At 69.4% G+C, this 15958-nt stretch carries 16 protein-coding genes and 1 tRNA gene; 5 read left to right on the plus strand and 12 right to left on the minus strand.

All coding sequences use genetic code 11. The features are described 5' to 3' along the window. Nucleotides 1-264: 264 nt before the first annotated feature. Nucleotides 265-663, plus strand: coding sequence for an exopolysaccharide production protein YjbE (locus ACXJY8_RS08340; protein ID WP_463778627.1), 399 nt, complete (start codon nucleotides 265-267; stop codon nucleotides 661-663). A gap of 109 nt (nucleotides 664-772) precedes the next feature. Here the strand turns inward: ACXJY8_RS08340 and ACXJY8_RS08345 are convergent, their stop codons facing one another. Continuing rightward, the gene (locus ACXJY8_RS08345; RefSeq protein ID WP_463778630.1) at nucleotides 773-1528 is read right to left on the minus strand and encodes a helix-turn-helix domain-containing protein; all 756 of its coding nucleotides are present in this window, start codon (nucleotides 1526-1528) and stop codon (nucleotides 773-775) included. A gap of 137 nt (nucleotides 1529-1665) precedes the next feature. Between ACXJY8_RS08345 and ACXJY8_RS08350 the strand changes: the two genes are divergently transcribed. Then, on the plus strand, nucleotides 1666-2862 hold the full coding sequence (locus tag ACXJY8_RS08350; RefSeq protein WP_463778632.1) for an MFS transporter: 1197 nt from the start codon (nucleotides 1666-1668) through the stop codon (nucleotides 2860-2862). Between the two features lie 187 nt (nucleotides 2863-3049). Here the strand turns inward: ACXJY8_RS08350 and ACXJY8_RS08355 are convergent, their stop codons facing one another. Further along, the gene (locus ACXJY8_RS08355; RefSeq protein WP_463778635.1) at nucleotides 3050-4147 is read right to left on the minus strand and encodes a diguanylate cyclase; all 1098 of its coding nucleotides are present in this window, start codon (nucleotides 4145-4147) and stop codon (nucleotides 3050-3052) included. Between the two features lie 294 nt (nucleotides 4148-4441). After that, entirely contained in the window at nucleotides 4442-6802 is a 2361-nt protein-coding gene (locus ACXJY8_RS08360) for a bifunctional diguanylate cyclase/phosphodiesterase (protein WP_463778637.1), read from the minus strand. A gap of 370 nt (nucleotides 6803-7172) precedes the next feature. On the opposite strand from ACXJY8_RS08360, the gene ACXJY8_RS08365 reads away from it, so the two are divergent. Next, complete coding sequence (locus ACXJY8_RS08365) at nucleotides 7173-7451, plus strand: adenylosuccinate synthase (protein WP_463778640.1); 279 nt, start codon at nucleotides 7173-7175, stop codon at nucleotides 7449-7451. A gap of 144 nt (nucleotides 7452-7595) precedes the next feature. Here ACXJY8_RS08365 and ACXJY8_RS08370 read toward each other — a convergent pair whose 3' ends face one another. Next, the gene (locus ACXJY8_RS08370) at nucleotides 7596-8318 is read right to left on the minus strand and encodes a cupredoxin domain-containing protein (protein ID WP_463778644.1); all 723 of its coding nucleotides are present in this window, start codon (nucleotides 8316-8318) and stop codon (nucleotides 7596-7598) included. On the opposite strand from ACXJY8_RS08370, the gene ACXJY8_RS08375 reads away from it, so the two are divergent. Beyond that, entirely contained in the window at nucleotides 8302-8859 is a 558-nt protein-coding gene (locus ACXJY8_RS08375) for a metallophosphoesterase (RefSeq protein ID WP_463778646.1), read from the plus strand. The genes ACXJY8_RS08370 and ACXJY8_RS08375 overlap by 17 nt on opposite strands. A 325-nt stretch (nucleotides 8860-9184) precedes the next feature. Here the strand turns inward: ACXJY8_RS08375 and ACXJY8_RS08380 are convergent. From ACXJY8_RS08380 to rfbC, 6 genes are all read right to left on the minus strand, one after another. Then, a tRNA-Gln gene (locus tag ACXJY8_RS08380) sits at nucleotides 9185-9258 on the minus strand. Between the two features lie 154 nt (nucleotides 9259-9412). After that, nucleotides 9413-9730: a hypothetical protein gene (locus tag ACXJY8_RS08385; protein ID WP_463778649.1), complete on the minus strand. Its 318-nt coding sequence runs from the start codon at nucleotides 9728-9730 to the stop codon at nucleotides 9413-9415. Between the two features lie 66 nt (nucleotides 9731-9796). Continuing rightward, on the minus strand, nucleotides 9797-10687 hold the full coding sequence (gene rfbA / locus ACXJY8_RS08390) for a glucose-1-phosphate thymidylyltransferase RfbA (RefSeq protein WP_463778651.1): 891 nt from the start codon (nucleotides 10685-10687) through the stop codon (nucleotides 9797-9799). After that, nucleotides 10684-11592 (minus strand): dTDP-4-dehydrorhamnose reductase, encoded by a 909-nt coding sequence (gene rfbD / locus ACXJY8_RS08395; RefSeq protein ID WP_463778653.1) that lies wholly within the window; start codon nucleotides 11590-11592, stop codon nucleotides 10684-10686. The genes rfbA and rfbD overlap by 4 nt, the downstream gene beginning before the upstream one ends. 52 nt (nucleotides 11593-11644) lie before the next feature. Further along, the gene (gene rfbB / locus ACXJY8_RS08400) at nucleotides 11645-12706 is read right to left on the minus strand and encodes a dTDP-glucose 4,6-dehydratase (RefSeq protein ID WP_463778656.1); all 1062 of its coding nucleotides are present in this window, start codon (nucleotides 12704-12706) and stop codon (nucleotides 11645-11647) included. A gap of 93 nt (nucleotides 12707-12799) precedes the next feature. Next, complete coding sequence (gene rfbC, locus ACXJY8_RS08405; protein WP_463778659.1) at nucleotides 12800-13354, minus strand: dTDP-4-dehydrorhamnose 3,5-epimerase; 555 nt, start codon at nucleotides 13352-13354, stop codon at nucleotides 12800-12802. Between the two features lie 236 nt (nucleotides 13355-13590). Between rfbC and ACXJY8_RS08410 the strand changes: the two genes are divergently transcribed. Beyond that, nucleotides 13591-14151 carry a hypothetical protein gene (locus ACXJY8_RS08410; RefSeq protein ID WP_463778662.1) on the plus strand — a complete coding sequence of 187 codons (561 nt, stop codon included), beginning with the start codon at nucleotides 13591-13593 and terminating at the stop codon, nucleotides 14149-14151. 18 nt (nucleotides 14152-14169) lie between these two features. Here ACXJY8_RS08410 and hpxZ read toward each other — a convergent pair whose 3' ends face one another. Next, complete coding sequence (gene hpxZ / locus ACXJY8_RS08415; RefSeq protein ID WP_463778665.1) at nucleotides 14170-14550, minus strand: oxalurate catabolism protein HpxZ; 381 nt, start codon at nucleotides 14548-14550, stop codon at nucleotides 14170-14172. Between the two features lie 11 nt (nucleotides 14551-14561). Next, entirely contained in the window at nucleotides 14562-15956 is a 1395-nt protein-coding gene (locus ACXJY8_RS08420) for an AtzE family amidohydrolase (protein WP_463778668.1), read from the minus strand. Nucleotides 15957-15958 lie beyond the last annotated feature (2 nt).

The raw sequence follows: 15958 nt of genomic DNA on the forward strand, positions 1-15958 counted from the left end.
CCTGTCGCGGCGGGTCCAGGCCGCGACAGGGCTGCAGGGACCCGGGTCTCGGGATCCGGTGTTTTCGAACCGAGATCGCGCAGTGACGGCAAACCGACCGGCGAGAGCGGTTCGTCTTCGCAGTGCAGCCCGGCCGGTGGGACATTCCGGCCGATCGGTTGGCGATATCTCGGCAAATCCGGTTGCCGAACCATCCAAAGGGGTGGGAACCGAATTTCCAGAGCAGAATTATACTTCCCGATATCATCTCTGGAGGAACGCCAAGTGAAACTTTCGACGATTGCCGGCGCTGCCGCCATTTTCGCGCTCACGGCTGGGACTGCCCTCGCCGCCCCCTGCAACACGGGCTCGACGAAGGGCAACAGCCCCGGGCAGCAGGCTTCGAACGACAAGAGTTCCGCGGCCGATCAGGGCAGCAAGAACCTCGCTGGCGGCCAGCAGCCCGCCTCGCCCGGAACGGTGGGCGCGATGAACAACGTGGGTGCCAACCAGATGGTCGGCGACAAGCCTGGCTCGGACGCCAAGAACGATCAGGGCGGCGGGGTCGGAACGTCCAGCAAGAACCTCGCCGGCGGCCAGCAGCCCGCCTCCCCCGGGACCGTGGGTGCCATGAACAATGCCGGCGCCAATCAGGATCTCGGCAAGAAGGGTGACGATTGCTGATCGCCTGACTTCGACGGATCTGTCAGAAACCCGCCCGGCGCTGCCGGGCGGGTTTTTCGTTGCCATCGCCTGTCGGCATCGGACGCATCGTCCACGGCAGACGGTCTCGTCAGACTTCCCGCACGCCGCCGACCAAGGCCTCGGTCCTGCCGCGCAAGGCCTGGAGGCTTCGGTACCCCACGGAGGCCGCGACTTGGCGCGGGGTTCGGCCATCCGCGGTGAGCGCCAGGGCGCGCACGACGCGGGCCCGCGCCCGCCATTGCCCAAAGGTGAGACCCGTTTCCCGGCGAAAGCCCCGCGTCAGCGTCCGGCGGCTCAGACCGCCCTGCTCGGCCCAGGCGTCGAGGTCGAACGCCCGGGCGGGGTCGTCGATCAAGCCGAGGCAGACCCGGCGGAGGCGGGGATCGCGCGGCAGGGGAAGGGTCAGGCGAGTCTCGGCGGCGCGCCCGATCTCATCGAGGATGAGCGCCGCCAAGTGTCCGCCGCGGCCGGCCTCGGCATAGAGAACGGGCTCGTGCGTCAGGGCGGCCAGCGCCGCAGCGAGCAGGGCCGAGACCTCGATCACCCGGGCCCGAGGGGGAAAGCCTGCGATCGCCTCCACGGCGAGGTAGGCCGAGCACATCGCCACATGTCCGTGCATGACGACCGCGTGCGGCAGGCCCGGCGGGATCCACAGGGCATGGCCCTCCGGCACGACCCAAGTCCCGTCCTCGGCGGTCGCCATCATCAGCCCTGCGGTGGCATAGAGCAATTGCGCCCGCGGATGGTGATGCCGGTCCGTGCTGCTGCCGGCCGCGAAGGTCTTGGGCATCACCGCGACGGCCCGTGGGACATCCTGGTAGTCCTCGGCGCGGATCGAACGCATGGCCTCTCCCCTGGCCCGATTGCGTACATCTTCGGCCCGACACCATTCAACGGGTCAGGTAGACGGGAGACAAGCCCCCCAGAGGGCGGCCGGGGCGGGAATCCGAGCAGGAGCCCGCCAGAGGAGATCCCCGACCGATGGACGCCGAGACCCTGTCCCGCCGCACCCTGCGCTTCGTCAACGTGGCGCATGCGCTCGATCACTTCGTCCTGCTGATCTACCCCACGGCCGTGATCGCGATCGCGGCCCAGACCGGTCTCGGCTACGGTGAACTGATCAGGCTCGCCACCGGCGCCTTCGTGGCCTTCGGCCTCTGCGCCCTGCCGATGGGCTGGCTCGCCGACCGGTTCGGGCGCCGGACCCTGCTGGCGGTGTTCTTTTTGGGCTACGGCCTGTCCTGCCTCGGGGTGGCGAGCGCGCGCAGCCCGACGGCGTTCATGGTGTGGCTCTGCGTGCTCGGGCTTGCCTCCGCGATCTACCACCCCGTCGGTTCGACCATGCTGGTGACCCATGCGCGCCGCCTCGGGCGCGATCTCGGCGTGAACGGCGTCTGGGGGAATCTCGGCGCCGCCACCGCCTCTGGCGTGACGGCGCTCCTCGCCACCGCGTTCGGGTGGCAGGCGACCTTCATCGTGCCGGGCCTGTTCTGCCTCGCCTGCGGCGCGGCGTTCCTGGCCCTCGTACCCGGCGACGGCGTCGGTTCGCAGGGCAAGGCGGGAGCCAAGCCCATCATCCCGGTCGCACGCCCGATTCCCCTGCTCGTGGTCTTCGCCGTCGCGATCGTGGCGGGCGGCATGACCTTCAACATCACCACGATCGCCCTGCCCAAGGTGGTGGACGAGCGTGTCGGCGACGGCCTGCCCCTCCTGCTGATCGGCTCGGTGGCCACCCTCGTCTTCGTCTTCGGAGCCCTGACGCAGCTGTTGATGGGCCGCCTCATCGACCGCTTCAGCCTGCCGGCGCTCTTCCTCGGCCTGTCCGCCCTCCAACCGCTCGGCCTCGCCCTCGCGGCGCTGAGCACCGGCGTCCCGCTCCTCGCCGGACTGGTGCTGACCATGGCGGCGCTCTACGGGCAGGTCGTCATCAACGACGCGATGGTGGCCCGCTACGTGCCGCCGCTCTACCGTGCCAGGGCCTACAGCGTGCGCTACTTCCTCGGCTTCACCGTCAGCGGATTCGTGGTGCCGATCATCGCCCTGCTGCACGACCGCGGCGGCTTCGACGTCGTGCTCGGGACCGCCGCGGCCTTCGGCGCCGTGATCTTCGCCGCCGCCCTCGCCTTCTTCGCACTCACGCGGCCGGCGGCCTCCCACGCGGTCGCCGCGGCGGAATAGAAGGGACGGCGGCCTCGGATGCGAGGGCGGCGGGTCGCCCCGTTGGGTCGGGCAAGTCGGTCGATGAGGATGCCTCCGCTCGGCCGGAAGTCCCCGGCGCCCCTGATCCCGGGACCGTCCCGGATCTCGGTCGCGCTTCCAGGCCTCCTGCGTGTGTGGGAAGGCTCCCGCGATTGCCCGATGCGACTCAGGCCGCGGCGCGGACCGACGCGAGGGCGCTTCGGCTCTTCCCCAGGGCCTTGGCGGCATAGAGGGCTTCGTCGGCGGCGGAGAGCAGGCCCGCCAGATCGGTACCGTGCTCGGGAGCCAGGGCGATGCCGATGCTGACGCCCACCGTCACCGTCCGGTCGGACTCCAGGGTGAAGGGGACGGAGATCCCGGCGACGATCCGCTCGCTGAAGGCGAGCAGCGCCGTGGGGGCCAGCACGTCGGTGAGGACGACGAACTCGTCGCCTCCGATGCGCGCGACCGCATCCTGCGGCCTCGCGCTCTTCCGAAGGCGCTCCGCGACCGCCTGGAGCAACTGGTCGCCCGTGCCGTGGCCGTGGGTGTCGTTGATGGCCTTGAAGCCATCGAGGTCGAGATACAGGAGGGCGGCGAGCCCGTCGCGCCGTGCGATGATCGCCTCCGCGAGGCCGGCCCGGTTCAGCAGGCCGGTCAGGCTGTCGTGCTGGGCCCGGAACGCCTGATCGCGCTCGGCCTGCATGGTGGCGACCAGCATCCGGTTCAGACGGAACCCGGCCGCGCTCATGCTGGCGAGGTAGAACGGGATCTGCAGGAAGGTGATGAAGAGGAGCGGCTCTCCCGTGAAGGGCGCGGCGAGACAGCAGGAGCCGAGGGTCAGGACGATCATCGCGCCCGCCAGCCGCGGCGCACCGAAGTTCCGGAACGAGATACCCCCGACCATCGCCGCTGCGGAGAGGCACGCCAGGGTCGCGACGACCCAATCCCCGCTGACGAGGCTGATGAAGGTCCCGTAGCCGACGCTCGCGGCCCAGGCGAGGCCGAGCAGGATGTAGAGGTCCGTGGGCGTCCTGCGGCCGGCGACGGCAGCCCGCTGCGCGACCACGAGCACCAGGAGACGGGTCAGGCAGATACCGAACTCGAGGACGCACCAGATCAGGAACTGCGGCTGCGGATTCCGGCAGGCGACGAGCGTCGAGACCGAGAGGGTGTTCAGGACGCCGCCGGCGAAGATCGGAAGCGTACCGAACAGGCTCGCGATCAGGGCAGTGCGGATCTCCTCCGGGACGTCGCGGCCCGCATCGGTCAGCCACCGGGTCACGCCCCAGCGGGGAAGACTGTACAGCCGTGGATCATTCCGCATCGAATTACCTGGAACCCGCGAAGGATGCCCCTCGGAGCGCGTGACGATCCCGGAGGGTGCCCTGCGCTCGCTGCCCCGCTTTCGATGACCCGAACTGGGTTAACATTCTCACCCCGGGGTGGCGCATCCGCGCCCGATACACCGCTCATGCGTCCCGCCGGGCTCTCAGGGCGGCTGCGCCGAAAGCCGCGTCCAGCCCGCCATTTCCCATAATCCGCTCTGCCGGTGAGCCGGCGGCTCGGTCCGGAGCAGTCAGGCGGCCCGATTGCCGGCCTCCGGACTATTCTCCTGTCGGGGGCGGGCGGGACGGCCGATCAGGTAGCCCTGGACCGCGTCGCAGCCGATCGTACGCAGAAGGTCGACCTGCTCCCGACTTTCCACGCCCTCCGCCAGCGTCGGGATGTTCATGTCCCGGCCCATCTGCGTCACCGCCTTGATGACCGCCAGGGATTGGCGGTCGTTCAGGGCCGCGGCGACGAAGCTGCGATCGATCTTGATCCGATCGAGGGGAAGGTCGCGCAGATGGGCCAGGGAGGAGTAGCCCGTCCCGAAATCGTCCATCGCGATCCTGATGCCGAGACGGCGAAGGGCTTGCAGGGTATGGGCGATCTGCGGCCCGTCCTCGACGAGGGCCGTCTCGGTCAGCTCGAGTTCGAGGCGGCTCGCCGGCAACCCGCTCCGGGCGAGGGCCTCGGTGACGTGCGAGAGCAGCAGGGGCGAACGGAGCTGCACCGCGGAGACGTTCACGGCCAGATGCCGCTCGGGCGGCCAGCCGGCGGCCTCCCGGCAGGCCTGCTCCAGCACCCACCGTCCGATCGGGACGATCAGGCCGTTCTCCTCGGCGAGAGGGATGAACTCGTCCGGAGGGACCGCGCCGCGGTGCGGATGGTTCCAGCGGATCAGCGCCTCGCACGAGACGATCCGGTCGTTCGTGAGCGACATGATCGGCTGGTAGACGAGGTGGAACTGCTGCTCGGCCAGCGCGCCGCGGAGATCGTTCTCGAGGTGACCGCGCTCGGCGATGGCCTCGATCATGCCGGGCCGATAGCCGACCGCCAGCCCGCGTCCACGGCGCTTGGCCTCATAGAGTGCGATGTCGGCCCGCTGCATCAGGTCGCTCGGGCTGGTGCTGTCGTCGACGCTGCACACGCCGATGCTGCAGCCAACGACCACGGTCACGCTCTCCAGCGGATACGGCTTCTCGATCTCCGCCACGATCCGGTCCGCGAGAGCCTTGGCGGATTCCACATCGCCCGACGTCAGGATCGCGAGTTCGTCGCCACCATGCCGCGCGATGAATCCCTGCTCGCCGGCGAGGGTGCGCAGCCGGGCCGCCACTGCGACGAGAAGCTGGTCCCCGACCGCGTGCCCGAACGTGTCGTTGACGAACTTGAACCGGTCGAGATCGACCAGCAGCAGGGTGGTTTGGGCTCCGGCGTGATGATCGGCCTGCATCCGCTCGTTGAGCGCGCGCCTGTTGCACAGGCCCGTCAGAGGGTCGTGATAGGCGAGCTGCGAAATCTCCTCCTGGGCGCGCCGGTCCCGGGTCACGTCGTCGTAGGTCAGGACGGCGCCGTCGGTGACGGGCTGGCAGGCGATCGACAGGATTCGGCCGTCGTCGAAGACGTGCTCGATGCAGGTTTCCTCGCCCTTGGCCATCCAGATCCAGTGATTCCTCACCGTCCGGGCGATACGCTCGGCATCCCAGCCGTTGGCCTTGCCCGTGGCCGTAAGAAAGGCGTCGAGATGCATGCCGATGTGCATGTCGCCGGGTCTGAGACCGAGCAGGCCGAGGAGGCGCTGGTTGTAGAGTTGGATCGTCCCGCCGGACGAGATCTTTAGAATGCCGTTGGACATGTTCTGAAGGGCCGTCGCCAGGACGTTGAGATGCGCCTGCTCCTGCGCCTCGAAGCGTCGGGTCGCGGCCAGGGCGATGAAGGCGCCGGTGATGAGGATCGTGGCGCCGGAGGCGGTGAGGATGCTCAGTGCCACCTGAATGTTGGCGCCGATACCGCCGGTAAGCTGCCCCTCTACGGTCGTCCCCGCCAGGGAAGTGAAGTGCGTTCCGCACACCGCCAGGACGATGAGCGCACAGGCGAGGGCATCGAAGGGACGTCGCCCGGGAAGGAGGCGGACGACGGCCATCGCCACCGCTCCCAGGAGGTAGGCCAGGGCATTGGCCGTCTCGGATTGGCTCTGCAGGCACCCCTCCAGAGCGGACATGCCGGTGATGTGCATCGCACCGATGCCGAGCCCCGACATGGCACCGAGGAGGCCCCGGGACAGGCGGCTCCTCGGCAGGGCCGAGAGCGCGAAGGGCACGCCGACCGCGATCACGGCGATGACGGCGGACACGACGGTCGTGCCGTAGTGATAGCCCAGGATGACGTCGGTCCGATATCCGAGCATCCCCATGAAATGCGTGGTCCAGACCCCGAGGCCCGCCGCGAGTGCCGTGCCGGTCAGCCAGCGGACACGGCGGTTCGCCGGAGCGGCCTCGGCCTTGCGCAGCAGGTGCACCGTCAGCCAGGCACTCAGGGTGCAGATCGTCGCTGCGGCCAGCACGGAGACGACCGCCTGGCTCTCCAGAAGCGTAATCAGGGTGAGCATCATGCGCAGCTTTTAGCGACGAAGGCCTTATGTCTTCGTCAAGAGCCGCAATGAACGATGCGTTACCTCTGCTTCCCGACTGGAAAGATCAGACGAGGCTTATGTCCTGAGTTAAAAGCATAGCCCGCGCACACGACTTCGTGATGATAGCTCATGACTGCACGTGCTGGATGCCAGCGTTCCCGTCTTTCAATCGCCCCTGGCACCCGCTGTGGAGGAGGCTCTGCCGAACTCGGTCCTTTCCCCGTGCATCCCGGCCGGTGGCCTGTTAGAACGAACGAGGAACAGGATCGACGGAACTGCTTCGTTCCTGATCGGAACGTGCCCGGTCGCCCCATTCACCTGCGCGCGGCAGCAAGGAAAGGATTTGACAATGGCCTTCAAGGCGAAATCCGCGGCCGAGACGAAGGCCTCCGACCTCGCTTCCGCCCTGATCCGGATCGCCGACCGCGAGGGAGCGCCCCTGAATATCGGCGTCGATCCACTTCGCCAGGGCAATCCGCGCCTAACACCGCTCGCGATCGGCCAGACGTTCCGCAAGCACCGCGAAAGCCTCAACGCCGCCCTGCGGGAACGCGGCTACATCCTCGTCGACTATGCCGATCAGGGGCCGGGCCGGGGCATGGAGTTCGAGATCGCGGCGGATTCCTGATTGGCAGATCGGGGCCGGCGAGACGGCGCTGTCGAAACCCGGACCCGACGACGATGGCCGTAGCGGGAAGCGCTGGGTACGCCCCCGGGCTGTCGTATCGGCAGCCGCGAGGGGATCGGAGACGAACCGCTGCCCCCGGTGGGGCTAGCCCGCGGGCGCCGTCAGCACCAGCTTGCCTTCGAAGGGAGCTTTCTGGTTGCGGTTGCTCGTGCAGGCATAGGTTTCCTGGCCTTCCTTCAGGGTTCGGATGCGCAGGACGCCCTTGCCGTTCTGCTTGACGAGATACCCCTTTTCGCTGGCGACGTGGACGAGATCGCCATCGGCATGCAGGACGTTGGCATTCTCGAATTGTCCCGGCGCCGTGATGGTCACGGGTTCCGCAGCCTGGCTCACGATGTGGAGTTCCACATTCGTGTTGGCAGGCAATTTCAGTTCGGCCGGCGCACAGACGGGCTTATCGCCGTCCATAGTGATCGTGAGCTCGACGGGGGGCATGACGTCGCTCGAGGGCGGCGGCAGAGGCTTGCTCTGGGCCAGGGCCGCGTCCGTGAGGGTCATGGTCGCCAGTGCACCAAGTCCGAGCAAAGTATAACGCATGAAAACGACCCCGATCCATTCGTGTTGTGTATCGAGGAAAGGATTGCGGCGGACGGGAGTTCCGGCACGCGGCGGGTAGCCGCAAGTCCTTCGATCGCGGTCCGGCCGATCGAAGACCGTCGCGCGCGAATGGGTCGCGCAGAGAAAGCGACATCGCGCCCGATTGAGCGCTGCCGAAGCCGTGCCATTTCGGTGGTCGACGGCGCGCGGGCCGATTTCCGTGCTCCAAAGACGGATTGACACCGAAGAGTGCATGGCGACGTTCTTCACGGCAGATACGCATTTCGGGGATGCGCCCCTCGTACAGAGGCGGCGCCAGGCCTTCGGGTCGATCGAGGGCCACGATGAGGCTTTGATCGCCCGCTGGAACGCGGTTGTCCGCGAAAGCGACGAGGTCTGGCATCTCGGCGATTTCGCAGCGGGCGCGAGCCGCGCGCATTGTGCGGCGGTGTTTGGCCGGCTCAACGGCATCAAACGGCTGGTGCGCGGCAACCACGACACCAATCGCGTACTTGATCTGCCCTGGGCCGAGCCGCCCGTGGAAAATGCCCGGATCAGCGTGCACGACCCCGAAGGGCGAGCTTGGCGGCTGTTCCTGTCACACTACCCCCACCGGTCCTGGCCGGGGTTCTGGCGGGAAACGCGCCACCTCTACGGACATACCCATGCCTGCCTGCCGGACACGAGCCGTTCCTGCGACGTGGGCGCGGACGCGTGCGATTATCGACCGGTCAACCTGATGACGCTCATCGCACGCCAGAATGCGGCCGAGCAGGCCCCGGAGGAGATGGCGGCGCGTGGCCTGCGCTGAGCGTTTGGCGAGTATTGCCCAACAGGGGTTGCCGGTTCGAGGCCCCGGTCACGGGCTGATCTTGAATGAAGTCCACTGACGGACGTCCCGGCCAGCCATGCTGAGCCGTCTGTGCCGACCGTGATCCGTGCGGTCTTCGCGAGAGACGCATCCGCCCGCAGGGAACGAGACCGGCGCCCGCGGGATGCTCCGCGATGGGAGGCGCGAGAGTGGCCGGGCACTCGTTGCAGGATGTGCGTGATCGATCTCAGATGTGTGCTCTACAGCATCGCCCATACGAGCCGTGCCGTTCTCTATCGGAAGTAGAAAGGTATTCTTTGATCAGTGGCTGGGGGACCAGGATTCGAACCTGGACTAGAGGAGTCAGAGTCCACTGTTCTACCGTTAAACTATCCCCCAACATCCTCGCGTGGCACGAGGCAGGATCCGGTTTTCCATCGCAACCGGTGGCGGTCGCAGCCCGGTCCGTTCCGGTGCAGGGGCGATAGCATGGCTTTCCGGATCGATGCAAGCCCGCTTCTGAAGCCCCGCCCGGGCGATGTTGCGTCCTGCGTCAGGCGCTGCCAGGTAGCTCGGTGCGGGCCTCGATCATCCCCAAGGTACGCAGGATCGCCAGGGCGACGATCTCGCAATCGGTCTCTCCCTCCGGTGTGGCCGGAAGGATCGCCACGGTGCTCACCTCGTCGTCCGTGAGGAAGCCGACCACCACCTTGTAGACGTCGCCCTCCGGAGCGCCCTCGTCATGGACGAGGCAGACGCGGCAGCCATGGGCCTCTCCGTACACGCGCTGCGTCAGAACCTGGACGCGGCGGGGATCGGTCGGTTCCGGGCGGCGCGGCGCGCCGAAGGTGGGGCGAATGATGTTGTCCATTTCCGCTCCTATACCCCAGCGTCCTCGTGTGGGGGAGAGCCCTGCCCGACGGCCTCCCATCCGCGCTCACCGCATCCTGAGCGCGCTCTGGTCTTCTTGGGCGAGTTTGAGGAGGTTTCGTCCGTAGGCGGTCTTGGCGAAGAGGGTGCCGCGGGCGATGAGCTGGTCCTTGCCGATGAAGCCCTGCAGGTAGGCGATCTCCTCCAGGCAGGCCACCTGCAGCCCCTGGCGGTGCTGGAGGGTGCGCACGAACTCGGCCGCCTCGAGCAGGCTGTCATGCGTGCCCGTGTCGAGCCAGGCGTAGCCGCGGCTCATGCGCTCCACGTGCAACTGCCCCCGCTCCAGATAGGCCTCGTTGATGCTGGTGATCTCGAGCTCGCCCCGGGCCGAGGGCGTCACGGCCGCGGCGATGTCGAGGACCTGGTTGTCGTAGACGTACAGCCCCGTCACCGCCCAGGGGCTCTCGGGCTCGACCGGCTTCTCGACGAGGCGCAGGGGCCGCCCGTCCGGGTCGAGGGTGACCACGCCGTAGGCCGAGGGATCGTCGACGTGGTAGGCGAACACCGTGGCGCCGGTCGGGCGGGCGCAGGCCCGGGCCAGCATTTCGCGCATGCCTGAGCCGAAGAACAGGTTGTCGCCCAGCACCAGGGCCACGCTGTCGGCGCCCACGAAGTCGCGCCCGATCAGGAAGGCCTGGGCCAGCCCTTCCGGCCGGGGCTGGAGGGCGTAGCTGAAGGACAGCCCGAACTGCTCGCCGGTGCCGAACAGGCGCTTGTAGTTGTCGAGGTGCTCAGGCGAGGAGATGATCAGGATCTCGCGGATGCCCGCCAGCATCAGTACCGAGACCGGGTAGTAGATCATCGGCTTGTCGTAGACCGGCAGCAGCTGCTTGTTGATCGACAGCGTGGCCGGGTGCAGGCGCGTGCCCGTGCCGCCGGCCAGAACGATCCCCTTCATGCCCGTGTCTCCGTCGTTGTCCGTTCAGGCCCGACCAGCCGGTCGAGGATGTCGTCGAGGGCCTCGGCCCAGGGCCGGGGCTCGAGGCCGTAGGCGGCCGTCAGGCTCGCGGTCGAGAGCACCGAATGCGCCGGCCGGCGGGCCGGGGTCGGGAAGGCGCTGGTGGGGATGGCGTCCACCGGGACGCTGCGGGCGCCGCGCCGGGCCGCGCCCGCCAGGATGGCGCGGGCAAAGCCGCACCAGGTGGTGGCGCCCGCATTGACGAAGTGGTGCGTGCCCGTGGGCGCGCCGGGATCGCGGGCCAGCGCCTGGGCGATCTGCGCCAGGCCCGCGGCGAGGTCGCCCGCGCTCGTCGGATTGCCGTGCTGGTCGTCGACCACGGCGAGGCGCTCGCGCTCGGCGGACAGCCGCAGCATCGTCTTGACGAAGTTGCCCCGGTGCGGGCTCACCACCCAGGCGGTGCGGAGGATGGCGTGGCGCGGGTTGGCGGCGCGCACCGCGATCTCGCCGGCCGCCTTGCTGGCGCCGTAGACGCTCTGCGGGTTGACCGGCATGTCGGGGGTGCAGGGGCCCGTCCCGCGTCCGTCGAAGACGTAGTCGGTGGAGACGTGGACGAGGGGGATGCCGGCCCGGGCGGTGGCCGCGGCGAGCAGCGCCGGCGCCAGCGCGTTCAGGTTCCAGGCCGCGGCGATCTCGCTCTCGGCCCTGTCGACCGCGGTGTAGGCGGCCGCGTTGACCAGCGCCGCGTAGGGGCGCTGCGCCAGGGCGGCGTCGATCGCGCCCGCATCGGTGATGTCGAGCTCCGCCCGGCCCGGGGCGTGCAGGCGCACGCCCGCATCCCAGAGCGCGGGGTTCTGCAGCTCGGTGCCGACCTGGCCGGCGCCGCCGAGGATGAGGATGTTCATGGTTTCGGGTGCTTGGGGCTCGGGGGCTTGGGGCTCGGGCATCGGCGCGGCCTCAGGCGCTCGGGGCGGGGGCGAGGCCGAGGCGCTCGCCGGTGTAGCGGCCCTCGCGGATCGGGCGCCACCAGGCTTCGTTGGCCAGGTACCAGCGCACCGTCTCCTCCAGGGCCCGCTCGAAGTCCTTGGTCGGGTGCCAGCCGAGCTCGGCCTCGGCCTTGGACGGGTCGATGGCGTAGCGCCGGTCGTGGCCGGGCCGGTCGGTGACGGAGGTGATCAGCCGGTCGTGGGGGGCCTGCTCCGGGCGCAGGCGGTCGAAGGCGGCGCAGAGCGCCTTGACCACGGCGAGGTTGTTGCGCACCGCCCGCCCGCCGAGCAGGTAGGTCTCGCCGACCCGCCCCCTCTCCAGCACGGCCACGAGGCCGCGGGCATGGTCCTCCACGTGGATCCAGTCGCGCTCGTTCAGGCCGTCGCCGTAGACGGGCAGCGGCTTGCCCTCCAGCGCGTTGAGGATCATCAGCGGGATGAGCTTCTCGGGGAAGTGGCGCGGGCCGTAGTTGTTCGAGCAGTTCGTCACCAGCACGGGCAGGCCGTAGGTCTCGTGCCAGGCGCGGGCCAGGTGGTCGGAGGCCGCCTTGGAGGCCGAGTAGGGCGAGCGCGGGTCGTAGCGGCTGGCTTCCGTGAAGAAGCCGTCGGGCGGCAGCGAGCCGTAGACCTCGTCGGTGGAGACGTGCAGGAAGCGGAAGGCCGCCTTCTCGGGCCCCGCGAGCGTCTCCCAGTGGCTGCGCGCCCCGTCGAGCATGACCTGGGTGCCGACCACGTTGGTGCGGATGAAGGCGCCCGGATCGGTGATCGAGCGGTCGACGTGGCTCTCGGCGGCCAGGTGCATCACGGCCTCGGGCCGGAAGTCGGCGTAGAGGGCGTGCACGGCGTTCGGGTCGCAGATGTCTGCCTCGACGAGCCGGTGCCCGGGGTTGCCCGCCAGCGGCTGGAGCGAGATCGGGTTGGCCGCGTAGGTCAGCGCGTCAAGGGTCGCCACGTCGTGCCCGCGCTCCTGCACCAGGTGCAGCACGAGGGCCGATCCGATGAAGCCGCAGCCGCCTGTTACCAAGATGCGCATGGAATGAAGGTCTCTCGTGAAGGCGGATCGGTGGACGATCCGGACGATCCAGGGGGGCGGGACCGGGTCCGGCCGTGTCCCGCCGCACAGGCTTCAGAAAAGCGGCGGAAGATCGGCCAGGCGCGGGGCGACCCGGTCCTTGGCCGAGAGCTGGGCTTGCGCCTCGCTCACCGGCCAGGCGATGCCGAGCGCCGGATCGTTCCAGAGCAGGCCGCCGTCGTGCTCGGGGCTGTAGACCCCGCCCGCGACCTTGTAGGCCACCATCGTGTCGGGTTCCAGGGTGCAGAAGCCGTGCCCGAAGCCGACCGGGATGTAGAGCTGCTCGCCGGCTTGCGCATCGAGGCGCACGGCCACGTGCCGGCCGAAGCTGGGCGAGGCCCGCCGCAGGTCGACCGCCACGTCCAGGATCGCGCCCGACAGCACCCGGATCAGCTTGGCCTGGGCCATGGGGGCGCGCTGGAAGTGTAGGCCGCGCACGGTGCCGCGCGGGGCGGAGAAGGACTGGTTGTCCTGGATGAACACATCCGCGATGCCCGCCTGCGCCAGGATGTCGGCCCGGTAGGTCTCGCAGAACCAGCCCCGCGCATCGCCCAGCCGCAGGGGCACCACCCGCCGCACCGCCGGAATCTCCGTCTCGATCACCTGCATGCCGGAAAGCCTCCAAGACCGGGAATGACCACTGCTCTTGGCAAGGCTGTGCCCAAGACTGTCAAGAGCGCGGCGAGGGATTTTCAGGGTTCGTATCAGCCTGAGGTTGTGTGGGCTCAGGTTGCGCTCAAGCTCCGGCCCTGTTTCCGACACACGATTCCGCAAAACCTGACGGTGTTGATGTTCCCGGATCTCCCTCTGGTCAGCCGGTGGGATGGTTCGGACGGAAAGTATCGATGATCGCCATTCAGATCATATCCGGAACGTTCGGCCCCGGAGCGGGCTCCTACGAGTTCGGCGTCTTCGCGTTGCCCGATGGAAGCCGGCGCGGAGTCGAGGACCTGGAATCCTCGGCGCTCCGGCCGCCGGACCAGCCGCCGCGCCGTTCCGGTATCGCCCGGGGATTACGCGAGGCCCTGGCGGCGACCGGTCCCCTGCCGAATCCGTTCGGCTTCGCCGCTTCCCTCGTGCATGCAGGCCTCGACGTGCTGGGCGGTGACGCGGGGCCGGCCTGGTCCGTCGAACTCCGGTTCAGGGACGGTGCCGGCGCGCTGATCCGGGTCGACGGCGAGACGGCCGCGCAGATCGAGCGAGACCGGGAGGTGGTACGACGCGCCGGCCTGCGCCTGTCCCCGCCCCTCCCCGTCGCAGCGGAGGCCCGGACGCCCGGGACGGACGGAGATGCCGACCCGGTCGACGTGTCCGTCCCCGACGGACAGACCCTGGCCTCTCTCTTCGCGTATGAGAAGCGCGGCGGTCGCGTGCGTCGCCTGTCCAAGGCGCTGGACGGCGCCTGACCCGCCGCGACGACGGGATTACCCCTCGATGACGCTGACATGGGCCGCGACGACCTTCCAGCCGTCGGGGAAGCGGATCCAGGTCTGGCTCTGGCGTCCGATCCGTCCCGGCGCGCTCGACCGGGTGAACAGCGTCATGGCGATCCCGGTATCGGTGCCGTAGGTGGTGATGACCGTGTCCCTGAGGTCGCGGGCGAGCCCCACGGGCGAGCGCGCCCGGCGGAAGGCGCGGATCGCCTCCATCCCGTAGAGGTTCTCCGCCCCGCCGTAGCGGATGGTGCGCGGATCGTCGTGAAACAGTGCCTCCAGGGTCGGTACATCGTTGCCCACCAGGGCCGCCTCGTAGGCCGCGAAGGCGGCCGCCACTTCGGCTTTCACGGCTGGATCGTCGATGATCATCGGAGCCTCGCTCACAGCTTCGCCACGGGCGCCCGGACGATGCCGTCCCGCTCCAGATGGTGTGCCACCCGCAGGGCATGGTCTTCGCGCCAGGGCGCGGCGATGACCTGAACCCCCAGCGGCAGGCTGTCGTCGAGGCGCACCGGCACGGCCACCACGGGCAGGCCGATGAAGGAGATTGGCTGGGTGAACACGCCGATATTGGCCCGCACCGGCAAAGTCACCCCGTCGAGGACGAAAGTGGCCTGTCCCGAACGGGGCGCGCGGCACGGGGTGGCAGGCGCCAGGATTACGTCGACGTCACGGAACAGGTCCTGCACGGCGGCCCGGTACCAGCGGCGGAAGCGTTGCGCCCGCTCGACGAGCGGGGCCGGGATCATCGCCCCGGCGATCAGCCGATCGCGCACGGCCGGGTCGAAATCGTGCCCGCGGGTCCTGAGGCGGTCGAGATGAAGGGCGGCCCCCTCGGCCGCCGTGATGAGGTAGGCGGCGGCCCGGGCGCGGGCCGCCTCCGGGATCTCGACGCTGCGCGTGGCACCGAGAGCTCGGGCGACGGCAGCCACGGCCGCGAACGCCTCGGCGTCGCCGCCGCGTGCGAAGTAGCCGCCCGCCACCGCGACCCGCAGGCCGCCGAGGCCCTCGGCGAGACCGGGCAGGACCGGGTCGGCCGGCCGCGTCGTCGCCACGGGGTCGTCCGGGTCCGGCCCCTGCATGGAATCGTAGCTCAGGGCGAGGTCCGTGACGCTGCGTGCCATGGGGCCGAGATGGTCGAGGCTGCCGACGAAGGGGAAGCTGCCCGCCCGCGTCAGGCGGCCGTAGGTCGGCTTGAGGCCGAAGCAGCCGCAGAAGGCGGAGGGGACCCGAATCGAGCCGTTGGTGTCGGAGCCGAGGGCGATCGGTACCAGGCCGGCTCCGACGGCGCCGCCCGAGCCCCCGGACGAGCCTCCGGACATGTGGCCGAGATCGTGCGGGTTGCGGGTCGACCCGTCATGGACGTTCTCGCCGGTGAAGTCGTAGGCGTATTCGCCCATGTTGAGGCCGCCGACGAGGATGGCGCCGGCCGCCTCCATCCGGCGCACCAGGGCACCGTCGCGCTCGGCCGGGGGCCGCTCCCGGTTGATCTTCGACCCCGCGCGCGTCGGCAGGCCGGCGATGTCGATCAGGTTCTTGACCGCGAAGGGCACGCCGGCCAGAGGCCCCAGGGGCTCGCCCTGGAGCCGGGCCGCGTCCAGGGCGGCGGCGCGCGCCTGCGCCCGCGCGCCGAGCACGTCCGTGAAGGCGTTCACCGCGCCGTCCACCCGCGCGATGCGCGCCAGGGTGGCGGCCACGTTCGCGGCGGCGGTCGTGGTTCCGTCCCGGAACGCCGCCGCCAGCGCCTCGGCGGTCATGGTGCTCGGATCGGGCATCG

It is taken from the genome of Methylobacterium sp. TK31 (genome assembly GCF_055361545.1).

Coding starts and splice junctions, on each gene's coding strand:
- ACXJY8_RS08365 (WP_463778640.1), top strand. CDS start 7,173: ATGGCCTTCAAGGCGAAATCCGCGGCCGAGACGAAGGCCTCCGACCTC.
- ACXJY8_RS08360 (WP_463778637.1), bottom strand. CDS start 6,802: ATGATGCTCACCCTGATTACGCTTCTGGAGAGCCAGGCGGTCGTCTCC.
- rfbA (WP_463778651.1), bottom strand. CDS start 10,687: ATGAAGGGGATCGTTCTGGCCGGCGGCACGGGCACGCGCCTGCACCCG.
- rfbB (WP_463778656.1), bottom strand. CDS start 12,706: ATGCGCATCTTGGTAACAGGCGGCTGCGGCTTCATCGGATCGGCCCTC.
- ACXJY8_RS08350 (WP_463778632.1), top strand. CDS start 1,666: ATGGACGCCGAGACCCTGTCCCGCCGCACCCTGCGCTTCGTCAACGTG.
- rfbC (WP_463778659.1), bottom strand. CDS start 13,354: ATGCAGGTGATCGAGACGGAGATTCCGGCGGTGCGGCGGGTGGTGCCC.
- ACXJY8_RS08410 (WP_463778662.1), top strand. CDS start 13,591: ATGATCGCCATTCAGATCATATCCGGAACGTTCGGCCCCGGAGCGGGC.
- ACXJY8_RS08385 (WP_463778649.1), bottom strand. CDS start 9,730: ATGGACAACATCATTCGCCCCACCTTCGGCGCGCCGCGCCGCCCGGAA.
- ACXJY8_RS08420 (WP_463778668.1), bottom strand. CDS start 15,956: ATGCCCGATCCGAGCACCATGACCGCCGAGGCGCTGGCGGCGGCGTTC.
- hpxZ (WP_463778665.1), bottom strand. CDS start 14,550: ATGATCATCGACGATCCAGCCGTGAAAGCCGAAGTGGCGGCCGCCTTC.
- ACXJY8_RS08375 (WP_463778646.1), top strand. CDS start 8,302: ATGGCGACGTTCTTCACGGCAGATACGCATTTCGGGGATGCGCCCCTC.
- ACXJY8_RS08345 (WP_463778630.1), bottom strand. CDS start 1,528: ATGCGTTCGATCCGCGCCGAGGACTACCAGGATGTCCCACGGGCCGTC.
- rfbD (WP_463778653.1), bottom strand. CDS start 11,592: ATGAACATCCTCATCCTCGGCGGCGCCGGCCAGGTCGGCACCGAGCTG.